Raw genomic sequence first — 15094 nt, forward strand, 5'->3', positions numbered from 1 at the left:
GAGCACAGGCATGGTCAACCAGAATTCCGCGCGAGGGTTTTTCCTCGCGGGGGTAGCGCTTTTCTTCATGGCGACTGCGCTGCGCTATCCGCTTGGTGATCTGGCCCATGCCGGCCCCGGGCTCTTCCCGCTCCTGCTGAGCGTCCCGCTGCTCGCCATTGCCTTGCTGATCATCGTGCAGGCGCGCCTGAGCGCTCCGGTGCCGCTCAGCTTCAACCTCAAGAACATCGCGCTGATCATGCTCGGGCTGGTGGCCTTCGTCGTCGGGGCCCAGCTCGTCAACGCCGCGGTGGGCATCGTCCTGATGGTCTTCATCGCGGGCTTTGCGGCGGTGACCTATTCCTGGACGCGCAACCTCAAGATCGCGCTCGGCCTCATCGTCGTGGCCTATGTCTTCGAGCATTTCCTCGGGCTCAATCTGAGGCTCTTCTGATGGACATCCTGAATAATCTCGCATTCGGCTTCGAGCATGCGCTGACGCCGGCGAACCTGCTCTACTGCGCCATCGGCTGCGTGGTCGGCACGCTGGTCGGCTTGCTGCCGGGGCTTGGGCCCTTGGCGACGATCAGCCTGCTCCTGCCATTGACCTATTCGCTGCCGACCGGCGGCGCGCTGATCATGCTCGCGGGCATCTATTACGGCGCCCAATATGGCGACAGCGTCAGCGCCATCACCATGAAGATCCCCCATGCCAGCAGCATCGTGGCCTGCATCGACGGCTACCAGATGACGCTGAAGGGCAAGACCGGACTGGCCCTCTTCACCGCCGGCGTCTCGAGCTTCATCGGCGGCACGGTCGCGATCGTCGTGCTGGCGAGCCTTGCGCCGACGCTCGGCCAAGTCGCCCTGCTGTTCGGCCCCACCGATTATTGCGCGCTGATGCTGGTCGGCTTCGTCTGCGTCAGCTTCATCACCACCGGCAGCCTGCTGAACGGTTTGGCGATGTGCCTGCTCGGCGTGCTGCTGGGACAGGTCGGCACCGATCTGGAGACCGGCATGGAGCGCTTCACCTTCGGGCTGCCCTCGCTCACCGACGGCGTCAGTCTTGTCAGCCTGGCGCTGGGCTGCTTCGGCATCGCCGAGATCACCAAGAACCTCGATGCGCGCGAGGAACGGACGCCCTTCAACGGCAAGATCCACCTGATGCCGACCTGGCCGGAGTTCAAGCGCATCATTCCCAGTGCGCTGCGCGGCAGCGTCGTCGGCTCCATCCTCGGCATCCTGCCGGGCGGCGGCCCGGTGATCGCGCAATTCGCCGCCTATGCCCTCGACAAGAAGGTCAGCAAATACAAGCATGAGATCGGCGACGGCGCGATCGAGGGCGTCGCCGGACAGGCGGCGGCCGACGAGGCGGCGGCTCGCACCAGCTTCATTCCCCTGATGAGCATCGGCATCCCCGAGAACGCCGTCATGGCGCTGATGATGGCGGCTTTCATCATCAAGGGGATTCAGCCCGGCCCGAACATGATCGCCAAGCATCCCGACCTGTTCTGGGGCCTCGTCGCCAGCATGTGGGTCGGAAACTGCTTCCTGCTGATCCTGAACGTGCCGCTGGTGCGCTTCTGGCTCTCGGTCTTCAAGATACCCTACAACGTGCTGTTCCCGTCGATCCTGTTCTTCTGTTGCATCGGCACGTTCAGCGTCAACAACAGCCTCAACGACATCTTCACGACGGCGGCGTTCGGCCTGATCGGCTATACCATGATGCGCCTGGCGCTCGATCCGGCGCCGATGATGCTCGGCTTCATCCTGGGGCCGATGCTGGAAGAGTATTTCCGTCGCTCGATGATCATCAGCCGGGGCAGCTTCACGACCTTCTTCACACATCCGATCAGCGCGACGCTGCTTAGCCTGATCGGGCTGTTCTTCGCCTTTCAGCTGTTCGTCGCGTTCCGGACCAAGCGAGCGATGGTGGTCGAAGCGCCCGCTGCATCGGGGTGATACTGACGGCCTTCAGCGCTGAGCGATGGCCGTGAGTATGAGCTGGGAAACACACCGTCATCTCCGCGCCGATCGCCTTCATCTTCGGATTGGCGGCGTAGAAGGCCCTGATCCTGGTCTCGACGGCGGTGAAAGAGCGCGGGGAACCCCTCTCCTGCATCGAAGTCGGGTATACCCGACTTCGACACTCTGAGTGCTGAACCCGGGTATACCCGGGTTCAGTGAGAGGGGCAGGGGTGAGGTGTAGGCCCCTGGACCAGTCGAGTGGAAACCCCACAGCGAAGCAGCGGTGAGGTCACGGCCAAAGTGTCGAACGGCCGACCCCTCACCCTGCCCTCTCCCTCCGGGAGAGGGTTCTCCGTCGAGGTCCCGCCCGCTATTGCGACAAACGAAAAGGCCGGCGTCACCGCCGGCCTTTGCTTTGGAAACGAGCTTCTTTTGAAACCCGGTGTGTCTCTTGCCGCTCAGCGGGCGACGACGACCCGGGTGCCGACCTTGGCGCGCTCATAGAGGTCGATGACGTCCTCGTTCAGCATGCGGATGCAGCCCGAGGAGACCGCCTGGCCGATCGTCTCCGGCTCGTTCGAGCCGTGGATGCGGTAGAGGGTCGAGCCGAGATACATGGCGCGCGCGCCGAGCGGGTTTTCCGGGCCGCCGGGCATGAAGCGCGGCAGGTCGGGGCGGCGCTTCAGCATCTGCGAGGGCGGCGTCCAGCTCGGCCATTCCGCCTTGCGGGTGATGCTCTGCGAGCCGGCCCAGTCGAAGCCGGGGCGGCCGACGCCGACGCCGTAGCGCATCGCCTTGCCGTCGGGCATCACGTAATAAAGCCGGCGCTCGGTGGTGTTGATCACGATGGTGCCGGGGCGCTGCTTGCCGTCATAGGAGACGAGCTCGCGCGGGATCGCGGTCGCCTGCGCCTTGGCCGGGTCGGCACTCTGCATCAGCGGCTGGCGCGTCAGCGGATCGATCTCATAGGCATGGGCGGATGAGGCAGCAGCGAGCAGGCCAAGCCCGGCAAGCGTGGCCATACGGAAGAAACGGTTCATCGGGACCTCGGACGGATGGCGGGGGAGCGCTAAGCTCGAAGTTGACCCAAATGTGTCAACATCTCCTCAATTTTCTGTCAGAGCGGCTCGGTCGGCGCAATTGCGCCATCATCACATCGATGCGAGGTCAAGGGCTTTGACGCGCTGCGTTGCGCGTGAGCAACAGACTGCAAGCCGCCTCAGAGACTTTTCTGTTTGGAACCCCTTTGAGCCCTCATCCTGAGGAGCCGCGAAGCGGCGTCTCGAAGGATGCTCCAGATGGTTCGGGAGCCTCCTGGAGCATCCTTCGAGACGCCATTCCCTCGGGAATGGCTCCTCAGGATGAGGGCTGCAGTTTCCAAACAGGGCTTCTCAGCTCTTCAGCACCACGCAGGCCCCCCGGTTGTCCTGAATGCGCCGACACAGGGCGGTGGCTTGCGCCCGAGTCGCTGCCGGCAATCTGACCCGGTAGAAGGCGCGCGTGCCGCGGCTGCGCAGCCTCGTGCCGATCACCATCGGGGAGAGATCGGCAAGGATGGCGCGATGCCGGGCGCTTGCCCGCTGAAACGCCGAAAGCGCCCGCGCCTTCGAGAAATTGGCCGCGAGCTGCACGCCCCAGGGCGCGAAGGGCGCCTCCGCGACGGCAAGCGCGCCGCGCCCGGCGCGGATCAGCGCGACCGTGGTCAGGCACGGCGCCTGGCCGTCGGGGCTCGCCGGCCGGGCGGGGCGGGTCTCGCCTTCCGTCCCCGCCCGCGCATCCTCGGCCCAGGCCTCGGCGGTCGCGCCGGTGATCGAGAGGACGTAGTTTTCGGTCTCGGTGGGCAGGAAGCCGCGCCCTGCGATCCAGCTCGAGACGCGGGTCGGGCCGCCATTATAGGCTGCCGCCGCCAGCCCCCAATTGCCGAAGCGCTGGCGCAAATCGCTGAGGAAATGCGCCGCCTTGGGCACGGCCTGCTCGGGGTCGAACGGATCGGTGAGCCCGCGTTCGCGCGCCGTGCCGGGCATGAACTGCGCCACGCCCTGCGCGCCGGCCGAGCTGGTGACGGCGGGGCGAAAGCTCGATTCCTGGAAGATCAACCGCGTCAGGAAGCCGGCGGGCACCGCCTGTGCCGTCGCCGCATCGTCGATCAGGCGGCACAGCGCAGCATCGATGCCCGAGGAGGGCGGCTCCTGAGCTAAAATCGGCGAGCCACCCAGCAGCAAAGCGAGCATCAGGCCGGGCAGGCGTAAGCCGGGGGCGAGCCATGGCCGCCTTGTCATGCCGCGCCCCATCCCCATTCCTGCCCTGACTCAGGCGGAACGCTTGGCCGCGACCGCGGTGATCTCGATCGCATAGCCCGGCGAGGCCAGTTCCGCCTGCACCGTCGCCCGCGCCGGGGCGTTGCCGGGCGCGACCCAGGCGTCCCAGACTGCGTTCATCTCGGCGATCGCCTTGATGTTGGTCAGGAAGATCTGGACGCTGAGGATGCGCTCCTTGCCGCTGCCGGCAGCCTCCAGCGTTTCCTCCAGCAAGGCGAGAACCTCCTGCGTCTGCTCCGCGAGCGAAGCGCCCTGCGTCTTCTCCGCGCAATGCCCGGCCAGGAAGACGATGCCGTTGAAGGCGGCGGAATCGCACCAGCGCGGCGTCAATCCGGTCCGTTCGATGGTCATGTCTTCGCGTCCTCATCCTGATCGCTCAAAGCGCCTGCTTACCCGCAATGTCGCGCAGCGGACAGGCCCCGATGTCGCAGCGTCCACAAAGGGAAGGGCTGCACCTTGCCGGTTGGTATCGTCGCACCCTACTCAAGTGTCATGACAAGAGCCGCCTTGCACTGGTTCCGGGACGATCTGAGGCTAGCCGATAATCCGGCACTCGCCGCCGCGACCGCCCATGGCCCAACCCTGTGCCTTTATATCCTCGACGAGGGCGGCGAGCGCCGTGGCCTCGGTGGCGCCTCGCGATGGTGGCTGGCGCAATCGCTGCGCGCGCTCCAGGCCTCTCTTCGCGAGAGGGGGGCCGAACTCGTGCTGATGCGCGCAGATCCCGCCGATCTCCTGCCGAAGCTGGTGGCGCAGGCCGGAATCGATCTCGTGACCTGGAGCCGACGCTATGAGGCGGCCGCGATCGGGCTCGATCGCGATCTGAAGGAGACGCTGGTCGGCGCGGGCGTCACCGTGCGCAGCTTCAACAGCCATCTCCTCAACGAACCCTGGCAGGTGTCGAGCAAGCTCGGCGAGCCCATGAAGGTGTTCACGCCCTATTGGCGTGCGGCGCGCGCCAAGGGCGAGCCGGCTGCGCCCGAGCCCGCGCCGCAACGCATTGTGCCGCTGCCGCTCCCGAGCGCTCTCGCCAGGGCGGCGCTCGACCTTGCCGATCTCGCGCTCGAGCCGGCCAAGCCGGACTGGGCCGGCGGCCTGCGCGCCGCATGGACGCCGGGCGAGGCGGGCGCGGTCGAGCGGCTCAGTGATTTTCTCTCCGGCTCGCTCCGGGGCTATGGCGAAGGGCGCAACAGGCCCGATTTCGTCTCGACATCGCGGCTTTCGCCGCATCTGCGCTTCGGCGAGATCGGTCCCCGCCAGATCTGGCATGCCTGCCAAACGGCCTCAGCGGCCGGCATGGCGGCGGGCGGCGCGTCCGATCTGGACAAGTTCCTCTCGGAAATCGGCTGGCGCGAGTTCTCCTACCATCTGTTGTTCTACAATCCCGAGCTTGCGACGAAGAACTATAATGCCCGCTTCGACGGCTTTCCCTGGGGAGCCGACACCGAGGCGCTGAAGCGCTGGCAGCGTGGCCGGACCGGCTATCCGCTGATCGATGCCGGCATGCGGGAGCTCTGGGCGACCGGCTGGATGCATAACCGGGTGCGCATGGTCACAGCCTCCTTCCTGATCAAGCATCTGCTGATCGACTGGCGGCAGGGCGAGGACTGGTTCTGGGACACGCTTGTCGATGCCGACCCGGCGAGCAACGCTGCAAGCTGGCAATGGGTCGCGGGCTCGGGCGCGGATGCGGCGCCCTATTACCGCATCTTCAACCCGGTGACGCAGGGCGAAAAATTCGATCCCAGGGGCGATTATGTGCGCCGCTGGGTGCCCGAGCTCGCAGGGCTCGACGCTGGCGCCATTCACGCGCCCTGGCAGGCAGATGCGGCGAGCCGGCGCGATGCCGGCGTCAGGCTTGGCGAAACCTATCCGCGCCCGGTCATCGACCTGGCCTTTGGACGCCAGCGCGCACTCGACGCGCTGGCGACGATCCGCGGCGCCACGGATTGATCCGCAGGCGCCGCGCTGCGCGAAAGCTACTGAATGATGCCGCGCTTCTGGCCGAAGCCGTCGATATAGCAGCCGCAGCCGGCGCCAACCGGGGCGGGGCGCGTCTCGCAGCTGCCGCGCGAGGTCACGCACATCTCGCCGAAGCGGCGCTGGCGATAATAGGGCCGCTCGTCGTCATAGCGCGGCCGCCGGCGCTCATATTCCCAGTCGCGCGGTGGCGGCCGGTCGTAATCGTAGCGCGGCGGGGGCGGGCGGCCATAGGGGTCGTAATACTGCGCCTGGGCGGCAGTTCCCGACAGGGCGGCCAGCCCCGCCAAGGCGACCAACGCAAAAATCCTCGACATGGCGAACTCCCTTCCCGATTGCGTGACCGGCCGTGAGGCCGAACAAAGGCGTAATCTGCCCGCAGGGACATGAACACAGCCTGACGCGCGGTGTTCCATGTGAGGCGAGGGGACCCAAGCCGAGAATGCCCTTCACGCGGCTGCCGCGTTCAGCCGCATGTCATGGGCAAAATCGGCGGCGTCTGCGGCGCTGCAATCCTCGCGCTCCGCGATGTGGCTCTGATAGGCCTTGCGGATGCGGGACTGGCCCCTGGGGCGGGCGAGATCGCCGGAAACCCACTCGGTCACGCCCATGACCAGCCAGGGCATGGTCTGGCTGCGCTTGCTGGCGATGATGTCGATGACGGTGAAGTCGACGCCGTCCTGCGTCTCGATCTCGATCACGTCGACGCCGCCGATGCAGACATCGCCGTGATCGAAATCGCAATCCTCGAACGGGAATGTCGCGGCGCTGGCGCTCATCCGGGTCTCTCCTGCAATGGCGATATGATGCAAAATGTATCGACCGGCGTCAATACGTATAGTATCGCTATCGATACGATTTATTTTGAGGAGGCTACCGATTTACGACTCGACTTCAGGTTGCCGGGCTGGCTTAAATGAGAACATTAAGTGAACAAAAGAGGGTTCGGCCATGAGCAGTGTTTGCCGGGAGATGTCGCGAGATAAGCCCGGCCTGGCCGATTTTGCCGCGCTCTATATCCGCTGCGACGATTGCGGCAACGAGAAGCGCATGACGCCCCAGATGCTGGCCCGCTTCGTCGATCGCGGCATTTACTGCGCTGACGAGCTCAGGCCGAAATTGACCTGCTCGGTCTGTCGGGCGGGCGGCGGAATAGGCAAGAATGTCGCGCTGATTCCGGCCTTCAGATGGGGGTAGGGCATCGGCCCGAAAAGCGGGAACCGGTTCACGCGCAGACAACGCGCCAGAACAAGGAGCTGGAGCTTGCTGCCTTGGCAGGGAAACGCGCCGTCATCCCGGACAAGCGGCTTTGGCCGCGCCGATCCGGGATCCATGCCTGAGCCTGACCAGGCAGCGCTCCGGCATGGATCCCGGGTCTGCGCTTCGCTACGCCCGGGATGACGGAGTGGTTCAATGCCAAGACAATGAGAGCCGGCCCCTCTACGCAGCCAATAATGCCGAGGTCCTGCTCACTCGCCCCTGAGTTCCCGCTCCGGGATCACGCGCAGGATCTGCTTGATCGCGTTGGCGTCGAATTCGAGCCGGCCGGCGGGGTTGAACTGCTCGACCGTGACCCTGCCGGAATTCATCGAGACCAGGCGCTTGATGAAGGATTTGCCGGGGCGGCCGTCCTCGGCAGGCTTCAATTCGATGACGACATAGTCCCGGATCGCGGGCTTGCGCTTCTCGACATAGACGCGCTCGCCATCCTCATATTTCGGCGCCATGCTGTCATTGGAGACGCGCAGCGCGAAGACGTCCTTGCGGTCCAGGATGCCGATCGGCCGCTTGACCATATCGATGACCTGGCCGTTCATCTCGAAGGCGTCGTCATCGCTGGCAAAGCCGCCGACCGTGATGCCGAGCTCCTGGATGTCGCTGGGGCCATGGGTTTTCGGCAAGGCTGCCTGGCCCTCGAAGACCGCATTGGGCTCGGCCAGGTAGCCGCGCGGCGACGCGGGCCTTGGGGCGACGCCATGGCCGTCGGCGCCGCTGGGCGCCTCGCCATCGCCGAACAGGATCCAGCCCGCCTTGACGCGGAAGGCGCTGGCATATTTCTCCGCCACGGGCTGCTTGATGCCGCGTCCGCCATTCTCATGGGCTCGGTAGGTGACCTCGTTCCAGCCGAAGGCCTGGGCGGCTTCCGTCGGGCTGGGGAAGCCTCTCAGCTCCCGGGCTTGTCGCAGGCGATTGGAAGGTGTGTCCATTGCTCCTGTATCGCACGCTTCACGATACGTTTCATCTTGACCTTACACGATACGATATGTATCGTCCAGCATCATGAGCGCCATCATCATCCCCTTCGCCGCGGCTGCGGCCGGTCTCTGTCGCCAGGCGCGGCTCAGGCGTGCGCAAGAGCTGCGTGCGCAAGAACTGCGCGAGCAAGAGCTGATCGAGGCCGCTGAAGCCGAACGCGACAAGGCGCCAGCCCTGTCGGGGCCGCTCATGCGCTCGCCCGCGCCTATCCGTGATCGGGACAGCCAATGAGCCGCTGGTATCGCGCCTATGCCGGCACGGTGAAGGACGACAAGCTGGCCGAGGTCGCGCTCATCGCGGCCTGCTCGCGCTCCGTCGCCATCGCGGTCTGGCACGCGCTGCTTGAAAGCGCCGCCGAGACCGATGCTGGCGGGCGCTTCGAGACGACGCCGCGCCGCGTCGCCGCCGCCCTGTGCGAGCCGGCCGGCACGATTGAAGTGACCTTCGCCGCGATGGCCGAGATCGGCATGATCACGGGCGATGCGGTCAGCGCCTGGAAAACCCGGCAATATGAGAGCGACAAGAGCACCGAGCGCTCGCGCAGGCACCGGGAAGCCAAAAACCGCGACGTGATGCGCAGCGGCGTGGCCGCGTTGCAGCAACGTTGCGCAACGCCGCCAGAGTCAGAGACAGAGTCAGATTCAGACACAGAAGACGATTCCGCTGGCGCGGCATCGTCTGCGCCGCGCGCGCCGGATCTCGATCTGATCGAAGCAGAACGGCGCTGCTGCGAGACTGCGGGCTCGCAGAGGCTCGGATCCTTCGCGCCGATCGCCGAATTGCTGCATCGCCAGGCTGATCTTGAGCGCGACATCCTGCCGGTCATCCGGGCCAGGCCTGCGTCGGGCGGCAGGGTCAATTCGTGGAAGTTCTACGTCCCGATCATCACGGAGGCGCTGCAGAAACGCGCCCCGGTGAGCCAGGGGCCGCCAAAGGCGTTCGTCGTCAAGGGGACAGCCGAATGGCGCGAGCGCGTGGCGGCCGGCCACAAGCCGGGGATGACGACGCAGGACCCCAGGACCAAGGCCGAGGGCTGGTATTTCCCGGCCCCCGCTACCCCCCAAAACAAGGACAAGGCAGCATGAGCAGGCCCGGAAAGAAGCGTGCAATGGTCCAGCGCGAGCCCAATGGACGTCCGCAGCGCCCGAGCGCCGCCGAGCGGCAGGCGGCGCGCCTCAAACGCGAGCAGGGCGAGCGGGCGACCGTGCTGGCCCAGCCGCATCGCCGGGGCAATCAGGACCAGCTCTGCGCCTCGCCGCTCGGCCGGCATGTGCTCGATTGCCGCCTGCGCCGCGAGCTTTACGACGCCGGCGAGGAATATACCGAGACGACGCGGCGTTGGCGCGCCGCCAAGGGCGTGCCGGTCGGCCTCATCGTCGTCGGGGCGGGCTCGGGGCGGGAGTTGTCGGACGAGGTTATCCTGCGCCTCCAGTCGCGCCTCAACGCCATGCGCAAGGCCGTCATCGACGGGGCAGGGGAGGCGACGCTCCAGGCGCTCGACCGCGTCGCCCTCGACCATGAGACCATTCCCGGCGCAGTCGGCTTCCGCGTCACGGCCGCGCTGCTCATCCTCGCCGAGTATCTCGGGTTGGTCCCCCGCAATGCCCATCCGTATCGGTGAGGGCGATCATGCCAGCACTCTGGATCATGCCAGCAATCGCGTGGGCACACCGAGCGCTGGGCCGGCCTCAGTGAGCCGCTGGTCGAGCGTGTGCACGGTGGCGCCATGCTCCGATGCGATGGCGAGATGCAGCGCGTCGCCGGCGCGAAGCCCCAGCGCATGCTGATCGGCAAACTTCGCCGCCGCCCGGAACTGCCCGCTTGTCACGGCGAGCACGGTGAAGCTCTCGGTAGTGAGCTTGTTGAACATGGCGAGCGCGGCCGCGCGCTGCTCCAGGCGGATCTGCCCGGTCCGCAGTTTGATTGCCATGGCCGAGGACATCTCGGTGATGGTCCAGTCGCTGACCAGAAGCTGGGCTGGATCCTGCGCCGCCAGCCAGGTTTGCACGCGCGGCGTCATCGCTTCGTTGGAGAGCGCCGCCACGATCAGCGATGTGTCGAGATAAAGCATTGCTCTCAATTTTTGGAAGCTAGAACATCAGTAGCGGTCGCCATCCCGCATCGACCGCACCAGATCGGCGGCGCTCTGGGGTTGCGCCGGCATGGTCACTGTCAGCGCCGCGAGCAGGGCGGCATCGATCGGCTTGCGCGGTGTGGCCACGGCGGTGAGCCGGGCTACCGGCTTGCCGCGCCGGGTGATCTCGATTGAAGCGCCGGCCTCGACGCGGTCGACCAACTCGCTCAGATGGGCCTTGGCATCGGCCAGATTGATCGCGTTCATGTCAGGCTCCTGCATCTCACGCGTTCATGACTATGTAGATGGTCATATAGCGCGTCGCGCGTAAGAGTTCCAGCGCGGCCACCATGCCAAGTCCTGCGAAAGGCCAAACGAGGACCCCGGTTGACTCCTGCCTGCTCTCGGGTCAACACTTAAGCAAATGCTACAGTATCAACCCAAACCGCTCGATCTCGCCTTCCAGGCCCTGTCCGATCCCGGACGCCGCGCCATGGTCGAGCGGCTGTGTCTTGGTCCGGCCTCGGTCAGCGAGCTGGCCAAGCCCCTGCCGATGACCCTGTCGGCCGTGGTCCAGCACCTGAAGGTTCTGGAGGAGGCCGGGCTGGTGAAGAGCCAGAAGCTGGGCCGCGTGCGCACCTGCAGCCTGGAGCTCAAGGCCATGAGGCAGGTCGAAGGCTGGATCGCCGAGCGCAAGCGCTTCTGGGAACAGCAATACGATCAACTGGAGGCCTATCTGGCCCAAACCGCTCCGGAGGAGGACCAATGACCGTCACCAACGCCACATTCACCATCGAGCGCGTCCTGAACGCTTCGCCGGCGCGGGTCTTTGCGGCCTATGGCAGCCTCGAGGCCAAGAGCGCATGGTTCAGGGCGCCCACGGACATCGAAACCCTGAATCGCGACTTCGACTTCCGCGTCGGCGGCAGGGAACGCTTCCACGCCCGCTGGCCCAGCGGCATGACCACCGACTTCCAGGCGACCTATCACGACATCGTCGCGAATGAGCGGATCATCCTCGTCTACGACATGTTCCACAACGGCGATAAGCTGTCGGTGTCGCTGCTGACGCTCGAACTCAGGGGCGAGGGCGGCAGGACCCGGCTGATCCACACCGAACAGGGCTCCTATCTGACCGGCGGCGTCGAGGCGGTGCAGGGGCGCGAGCACGGCACGACCTGGCATATCGACAACCTTGTCGCGGTCATCGAGGGGCGCGAACCGAGGGCCTTCTCATGACCATCGAACTCTTCGCCCATCCGTTCTCGTCCTACTGCCAGAAGGCGCTCATCGCCTTCTACGAAAACGAGATCCCGTTCACCTACCGGATGCTGGAGGCGGCCGGCGTGAGCGAGGAACTCGCAGCGCTATGGCCGATGAAGCGCTTCCCGATCCTGCGCGATGACGGCCGCACCGTGCTGGAGGCCTCCATCGTCATCGAATATCTGGAGCTGCATTATCCAGGGCCGGTGAAGCTGATCCCCGCGGATCCAGACCTCGCCCTCGAGGCGCGCATGCTCGACCGCTTCTTCGACAATTACGTCATGACGCCGCAGGGCAAGTTCGTCCACGATGCGCTGCGCCCGCCCGAAAGCCGCGACCCTTACGGCGTCGAGGATGCGCGCAAGATGCTGGACACCAGCTATGCCTGGCTCGACCAGCGCATGCAGGGGCGCAGCTGGGCGGTGGGCGAGAGCTTCAGCCTGGCCGACTGCGCTGCCGCGCCTTCGCTGTTCTATGCCGACTGGACCTATCGAATTCCTGCGCATTACGGCCATCTCCTGGCCTATCGCGCGCGCCTGCTGCAACGGCCGTCCTTCGCCCGTGCGGTGGAGGAGGCGCGGCGCTTCCGCCACTACTTCCCGCTCGGCGCCCCGGATCGGGACTAGAGCATTTTCGAGCGAAGTGGACACCGGTTCGCGTGAAGACAATGCGACAAAACAAGGAGCTGGAGCATTGTCGCGGTTCGGAGAAGCGCGGACATGCTCCAGGCGCAGCCGCGTGCCTCAGCATCTGGACCGGCGAGGCCAAAGGCTCCGATGCGGCCAGGTGAACGGGGTCTTCCACGTCCGTATGCCAGCCTGTCCAGAAAGGTCTCGGATCAATGCCCAATGACGACGTCCTGATCAGGCCCGGACTTGTGGACGACATTCCCGAATTGATGGCCATCTTCAATCACTACATCGAGAACACGAACGCCCGCTTCACCACGGAACTCCTCACCCTCGAAAGCTGTCGGGCGTGGTTCGACGGCTATGGTGCAGGCCGCTATCGCCTGCTGGTGGCGCATGACGGCGCCCATCTGCTTGGAGCCGCCTATAGCAGCCGCTATCGGCCTTCTGCCGCCTTCGACACGACGGTTGAAACCAGCATCTATCTGCATCCCGACCGACGCCGGGGCGGAACCGGGACGAGACTCTACAGCGCCTTGATCGCCCTGCTGCAGGATGAGGATGTCCATCTCGCCGTGGCCGGCGTCGCGCAGCCCAATGAGGCCTCCAACGCCTTGCATCGCAAACTGGGCTTCGAAGAGGTCGGAACCTTCAAGGACTATGCGCGCAAGCGCGGCCTATGGATCAGTTCGACATGGTTCCAGCGGCTCATGAAGGAGGATTAGCGGGACCGGCGCGACGTCGACGTGATCGCGGCTAGACCACCACTCCAGAACACCGCCATGCCATCGGCGCAGCCCCGTCCGGACAGGCGAACGATCTGCTGCGACGGCAATTATCTGCAGCAATTCCTGCTCGACACGGTCGCGATACAGGGCCCGGCGCAAGGTCGCCGGACACTATGATCGCAGCGGAAGCGAGGCCGATCGCTTCGCCAATCGGGAGCAGCGATGATGGATGTCATCAAGCCTAAATACGTGACCTTCGATTGCCACGGGACCCTGATCTATTTCGCGATGGCGGACGCTGCGCGCGCGCTTTACGGCGCAAAGCTGGCCGAGCCCGCCATGCGCAAACTCATCGATGATTTCTCGGCTTACCGCCTCGATGAGGTGATGGGCGACTGGAAGCCTTACGAGGCGATCGTCTACAACGCGCTCGAGCAGACCTGCCGTCGCAACGGCGTCGCGTTCCGCCCCGAGGATGCGCGCTGGGTCTATGAGCAGGTCCCGAGCTGGGGCCCGCACGCGGATGTGCCGGCCGGCCTCGCCAAGGTGGCGAAGGAGATCCCACTCGTCATCCTCTCCAACGCGATGGACGAGCAGATTCCGCACAATGTCGCAAGGCTCGGCGCGCCCTTCCATGCCGTCTACACGGCGCAGCAGGCCGGCGCCTACAAGCCGCGCTTCAAGGCCTTCGAGTACATGCTCGACAAGCTCGGCTGCGGACCCGAGGACATCTGCCACGTCTCCTCCTCGTTCCGCTACGACCTGATGTCGGCGCATGATCTCGGCATCAGGAACAAGGTCTGGGTCAATCGCGGCCACGAGCCGCCAAACCCCTATTACGGCTATGTCGAGATCCCGGACATTGGCGGCCTGCCAGGCGTCTTCGGCCTCTGAAGCCAGGAACCGGGCTGTTCAATCTGATTGCGGCGGCATCCGTCACGATGTTGCCGTCGGAATCGCCCTGCAGCGTGATCCCGGCGCGGCGCCGTCAATCGGCTGAATGGAAATCCAGCGCGGATTTCCATCTGAGTGAACCGTCATTGCGAGCGCAGCGAAGCAATCCAGAAACGGCAGAGCTCTACGTCCTCCTGGATTGCTTCGTCGCTTCGCTTCTCGCAATGACGGTCTGTATTTCACTCAGGTCGAAAACCGCGCTAGCGCTTCGGCGCCAGATGTCGCAGCGGGACGGTCCGTGTCTCGAAAGGTTTTCTCAGGACGATCCTGTTGGAGAATTTGATGATGCCGACATCGAGCTCGAGCATGGCATCTCTGATCGCGCTAAAGCGCGACATGCTCTCGACGATGATCTTCAGAATGTAATCGCAGCCACCGCTGACATTGTAGCATTCGGTGATCTCCGGCAGTTTCTCAGCCGCCTCCTCGAACAGGCGAAAGCTGTCGCGCCGGTGCTCGCTGATAGTGATCTCGCTGAAAACCGTGATGAAATTGCCCAGCTTCTCCAATGCGATATTGGCGTCATAGCCCCGGATCACGCCCGCTTCACAGAGACGTTTCACCCGGGCGAGGCAGGGACTCGGCGAAAGGCCCACGGCAGCCGACAGCTCGACATTCGAACAATGGCCGTTTCGCTGCATATGATCGAGCAGCTTGATGTCGAGCCAATCGAGTGAAACTGCGGTTTCCATGCGCTTACATTCGTCCGGGCTCGGGAGCTGCGCTAGAGCCGGATGATTTCAGACGGGGTCACTTTGTGATCCCGTCTGAAATCTGAATCCGTCTCTCATCAAAGAGTTAGAGCAGGATCGATTGCGAAAAACCGGTTCCCACTTTTTCGCATCCTGCTCTAGGTGACCGACTCATAACTTCGCAACCAGATGCGGATTGAAGCGAGTTGGACTGAGGCGAGGAAGTTGTCGTCTCGCTTATCGTAGCGCGTGG

At 64.9% G+C, this 15094-nt stretch carries 21 protein-coding genes and 1 pseudogene; 12 read left to right on the forward strand and 10 right to left on the reverse strand.

Annotated features, from left to right (window positions below; translation table 11 throughout):
* Positions 1-10 precede the first annotated feature (10 nt).
* Positions 11-433 carry a tripartite tricarboxylate transporter TctB family protein gene (locus J2Y55_RS20665; protein WP_310157451.1) on the forward strand — a complete coding sequence of 141 codons (423 nt, stop codon included), beginning with the start codon at positions 11-13 and terminating at the stop codon, positions 431-433.
* Positions 433-1941 (forward strand): tripartite tricarboxylate transporter permease, encoded by a 1509-nt coding sequence (locus J2Y55_RS20670; protein WP_310157453.1) that lies wholly within the window; start codon positions 433-435, stop codon positions 1939-1941. Before J2Y55_RS20665 ends, J2Y55_RS20670 begins: the two co-directional genes overlap by 1 nt.
* A 464-nt stretch (positions 1942-2405) precedes the next feature.
* Here the strand turns inward: J2Y55_RS20670 and J2Y55_RS20675 are convergent, their stop codons facing one another.
* The 3 genes from J2Y55_RS20675 to J2Y55_RS20685 all read right to left on the reverse strand — a co-directional run bounded on the left by J2Y55_RS20675 (position 2406) and on the right by J2Y55_RS20685 (position 4616).
* On the reverse strand, positions 2406-2987 hold the full coding sequence (locus J2Y55_RS20675) for a L,D-transpeptidase (protein WP_310157456.1): 582 nt from the start codon (positions 2985-2987) through the stop codon (positions 2406-2408).
* Positions 2988-3338: 351 nt separating this feature from the next.
* Positions 3339-4226, reverse strand: a complete 888-nt coding sequence (locus J2Y55_RS20680; RefSeq protein ID WP_310157458.1) for a transglycosylase SLT domain-containing protein — start codon at positions 4224-4226, stop codon at positions 3339-3341.
* Positions 4227-4256: 30 nt separating this feature from the next.
* Positions 4257-4616, reverse strand: a complete 360-nt coding sequence (locus tag J2Y55_RS20685; protein ID WP_310157460.1) for a RidA family protein — start codon at positions 4614-4616, stop codon at positions 4257-4259.
* A 141-nt stretch (positions 4617-4757) separates the two neighbouring features.
* Between J2Y55_RS20685 and J2Y55_RS20690 the strand changes: the two genes are divergently transcribed.
* Positions 4758-6218: a cryptochrome/photolyase family protein gene (locus J2Y55_RS20690; protein WP_310157462.1), complete on the forward strand. Its 1461-nt coding sequence runs from the start codon at positions 4758-4760 to the stop codon at positions 6216-6218.
* A gap of 26 nt (positions 6219-6244) precedes the next feature.
* Here the strand turns inward: J2Y55_RS20690 and J2Y55_RS20695 are convergent, their stop codons facing one another.
* Positions 6245-6562: a hypothetical protein gene (locus J2Y55_RS20695; protein WP_310157464.1), complete on the reverse strand. Its 318-nt coding sequence runs from the start codon at positions 6560-6562 to the stop codon at positions 6245-6247.
* A 132-nt stretch (positions 6563-6694) separates the two neighbouring features.
* On the reverse strand, positions 6695-7024 hold the full coding sequence (locus J2Y55_RS20700) for a hypothetical protein (RefSeq protein ID WP_310157466.1): 330 nt from the start codon (positions 7022-7024) through the stop codon (positions 6695-6697).
* A gap of 172 nt (positions 7025-7196) precedes the next feature.
* On the opposite strand from J2Y55_RS20700, the gene J2Y55_RS20705 reads away from it, so the two are divergent.
* Positions 7197-7442: a hypothetical protein gene (locus J2Y55_RS20705; RefSeq protein WP_310157468.1), complete on the forward strand. Its 246-nt coding sequence runs from the start codon at positions 7197-7199 to the stop codon at positions 7440-7442.
* A gap of 272 nt (positions 7443-7714) precedes the next feature.
* Here the strand turns inward: J2Y55_RS20705 and J2Y55_RS20710 are convergent, their stop codons facing one another.
* The gene (locus tag J2Y55_RS20710) at positions 7715-8452 is read right to left on the reverse strand and encodes a S24 family peptidase (protein WP_310157470.1); all 738 of its coding nucleotides are present in this window, start codon (positions 8450-8452) and stop codon (positions 7715-7717) included.
* A 73-nt stretch (positions 8453-8525) separates the two neighbouring features.
* Here J2Y55_RS20710 and J2Y55_RS20715 point away from each other — a divergent pair, with 73 nt between their 5' ends.
* Genes J2Y55_RS20715 through J2Y55_RS20725 form a run of 3 tightly spaced genes read left to right on the forward strand, consistent with a single transcriptional unit; the run spans position 8526 to position 10122 of the window.
* Entirely contained in the window at positions 8526-8732 is a 207-nt protein-coding gene (locus J2Y55_RS20715) for a hypothetical protein (RefSeq protein WP_310157472.1), read from the forward strand.
* Positions 8729-9586, forward strand: a complete 858-nt coding sequence (locus J2Y55_RS20720; protein ID WP_310157474.1) for a hypothetical protein — start codon at positions 8729-8731, stop codon at positions 9584-9586. Before J2Y55_RS20715 ends, J2Y55_RS20720 begins: the two co-directional genes overlap by 4 nt.
* Positions 9583-10122, forward strand: a complete 540-nt coding sequence (locus J2Y55_RS20725; protein WP_310157476.1) for a hypothetical protein — start codon at positions 9583-9585, stop codon at positions 10120-10122. The genes J2Y55_RS20720 and J2Y55_RS20725 overlap by 4 nt, the downstream gene beginning before the upstream one ends.
* A gap of 24 nt (positions 10123-10146) precedes the next feature.
* On the opposite strand, the gene J2Y55_RS20730 is transcribed toward J2Y55_RS20725, so the two are convergent.
* Together J2Y55_RS20730 and J2Y55_RS20735 are read right to left on the reverse strand one after the other, a co-directional pair.
* On the reverse strand, positions 10147-10572 hold the full coding sequence (locus tag J2Y55_RS20730; RefSeq protein ID WP_310157478.1) for a type II toxin-antitoxin system VapC family toxin: 426 nt from the start codon (positions 10570-10572) through the stop codon (positions 10147-10149).
* 27 nt (positions 10573-10599) lie between these two features.
* The gene (locus tag J2Y55_RS20735; protein ID WP_310157481.1) at positions 10600-10842 is read right to left on the reverse strand and encodes a type II toxin-antitoxin system Phd/YefM family antitoxin; all 243 of its coding nucleotides are present in this window, start codon (positions 10840-10842) and stop codon (positions 10600-10602) included.
* Positions 10843-10999: 157 nt separating this feature from the next.
* Between J2Y55_RS20735 and J2Y55_RS20740 the strand changes: the two genes are divergently transcribed.
* The 5 genes from J2Y55_RS20740 to J2Y55_RS20760 all read left to right on the forward strand — a co-directional run bounded on the left by J2Y55_RS20740 (position 11000) and on the right by J2Y55_RS20760 (position 14089).
* A complete protein-coding gene (locus J2Y55_RS20740) occupies positions 11000-11344 on the forward strand; it encodes an ArsR/SmtB family transcription factor (RefSeq protein ID WP_310157483.1) in 345 nt (114 codons plus the stop codon).
* Positions 11341-11814 (forward strand): SRPBCC domain-containing protein, encoded by a 474-nt coding sequence (locus tag J2Y55_RS20745; RefSeq protein WP_310157484.1) that lies wholly within the window; start codon positions 11341-11343, stop codon positions 11812-11814. Before J2Y55_RS20740 ends, J2Y55_RS20745 begins: the two co-directional genes overlap by 4 nt.
* Entirely contained in the window at positions 11811-12464 is a 654-nt protein-coding gene (locus J2Y55_RS20750; RefSeq protein WP_310157486.1) for a glutathione S-transferase family protein, read from the forward strand. Before J2Y55_RS20745 ends, J2Y55_RS20750 begins: the two co-directional genes overlap by 4 nt.
* 215 nt (positions 12465-12679) lie before the next feature.
* Positions 12680-13192, forward strand: a complete 513-nt coding sequence (locus J2Y55_RS20755; RefSeq protein WP_310157489.1) for a GNAT family N-acetyltransferase — start codon at positions 12680-12682, stop codon at positions 13190-13192.
* A gap of 228 nt (positions 13193-13420) precedes the next feature.
* Positions 13421-14089: a haloacid dehalogenase type II gene (locus J2Y55_RS20760; RefSeq protein WP_310157492.1), complete on the forward strand. Its 669-nt coding sequence runs from the start codon at positions 13421-13423 to the stop codon at positions 14087-14089.
* Between the two features lie 260 nt (positions 14090-14349).
* On the opposite strand, the gene J2Y55_RS20765 is transcribed toward J2Y55_RS20760, so the two are convergent.
* Positions 14350-14841, reverse strand: coding sequence for an Lrp/AsnC family transcriptional regulator (locus tag J2Y55_RS20765; RefSeq protein WP_310157494.1), 492 nt, complete (start codon positions 14839-14841; stop codon positions 14350-14352).
* A gap of 158 nt (positions 14842-14999) precedes the next feature.
* Positions 15000-15094 (reverse strand): annotated as a pseudogene (locus J2Y55_RS20770) (IS5/IS1182 family transposase); the annotation flags it as partial.

It is taken from the genome of Allobosea sp. BE125, assembly GCF_031456075.1.
In the GTDB taxonomy this organism is placed as follows: domain Bacteria; phylum Pseudomonadota; class Alphaproteobacteria; order Rhizobiales; family Beijerinckiaceae; genus Allobosea.

Coding starts and splice junctions, on each gene's coding strand:
- J2Y55_RS20735 (WP_310157481.1), bottom strand. CDS start 10,842: ATGAACGCGATCAATCTGGCCGATGCCAAGGCCCATCTGAGCGAGTTG.
- J2Y55_RS20765 (WP_310157494.1), bottom strand. CDS start 14,841: ATGGAAACCGCAGTTTCACTCGATTGGCTCGACATCAAGCTGCTCGAT.
- J2Y55_RS20760 (WP_310157492.1), top strand. CDS start 13,421: ATGGATGTCATCAAGCCTAAATACGTGACCTTCGATTGCCACGGGACC.
- J2Y55_RS20725 (WP_310157476.1), top strand. CDS start 9,583: ATGAGCAGGCCCGGAAAGAAGCGTGCAATGGTCCAGCGCGAGCCCAAT.
- J2Y55_RS20730 (WP_310157478.1), bottom strand. CDS start 10,572: ATGCTTTATCTCGACACATCGCTGATCGTGGCGGCGCTCTCCAACGAA.
- J2Y55_RS20700 (WP_310157466.1), bottom strand. CDS start 7,024: ATGAGCGCCAGCGCCGCGACATTCCCGTTCGAGGATTGCGATTTCGAT.
- J2Y55_RS20750 (WP_310157486.1), top strand. CDS start 11,811: ATGACCATCGAACTCTTCGCCCATCCGTTCTCGTCCTACTGCCAGAAG.
- J2Y55_RS20710 (WP_310157470.1), bottom strand. CDS start 8,452: ATGGACACACCTTCCAATCGCCTGCGACAAGCCCGGGAGCTGAGAGGC.
- J2Y55_RS20745 (WP_310157484.1), top strand. CDS start 11,341: ATGACCGTCACCAACGCCACATTCACCATCGAGCGCGTCCTGAACGCT.
- J2Y55_RS20690 (WP_310157462.1), top strand. CDS start 4,758: ATGACAAGAGCCGCCTTGCACTGGTTCCGGGACGATCTGAGGCTAGCC.
- J2Y55_RS20705 (WP_310157468.1), top strand. CDS start 7,197: ATGAGCAGTGTTTGCCGGGAGATGTCGCGAGATAAGCCCGGCCTGGCC.
- J2Y55_RS20685 (WP_310157460.1), bottom strand. CDS start 4,616: ATGACCATCGAACGGACCGGATTGACGCCGCGCTGGTGCGATTCCGCC.
- J2Y55_RS20695 (WP_310157464.1), bottom strand. CDS start 6,562: ATGTCGAGGATTTTTGCGTTGGTCGCCTTGGCGGGGCTGGCCGCCCTG.
- J2Y55_RS20680 (WP_310157458.1), bottom strand. CDS start 4,226: ATGACAAGGCGGCCATGGCTCGCCCCCGGCTTACGCCTGCCCGGCCTG.
- J2Y55_RS20740 (WP_310157483.1), top strand. CDS start 11,000: ATGCTACAGTATCAACCCAAACCGCTCGATCTCGCCTTCCAGGCCCTG.
- J2Y55_RS20675 (WP_310157456.1), bottom strand. CDS start 2,987: ATGAACCGTTTCTTCCGTATGGCCACGCTTGCCGGGCTTGGCCTGCTC.
- J2Y55_RS20665 (WP_310157451.1), top strand. CDS start 11: ATGGTCAACCAGAATTCCGCGCGAGGGTTTTTCCTCGCGGGGGTAGCG.
- J2Y55_RS20670 (WP_310157453.1), top strand. CDS start 433: ATGGACATCCTGAATAATCTCGCATTCGGCTTCGAGCATGCGCTGACG.
- J2Y55_RS20720 (WP_310157474.1), top strand. CDS start 8,729: ATGAGCCGCTGGTATCGCGCCTATGCCGGCACGGTGAAGGACGACAAG.
- J2Y55_RS20715 (WP_310157472.1), top strand. CDS start 8,526: ATGAGCGCCATCATCATCCCCTTCGCCGCGGCTGCGGCCGGTCTCTGT.
- J2Y55_RS20755 (WP_310157489.1), top strand. CDS start 12,680: ATGCCCAATGACGACGTCCTGATCAGGCCCGGACTTGTGGACGACATT.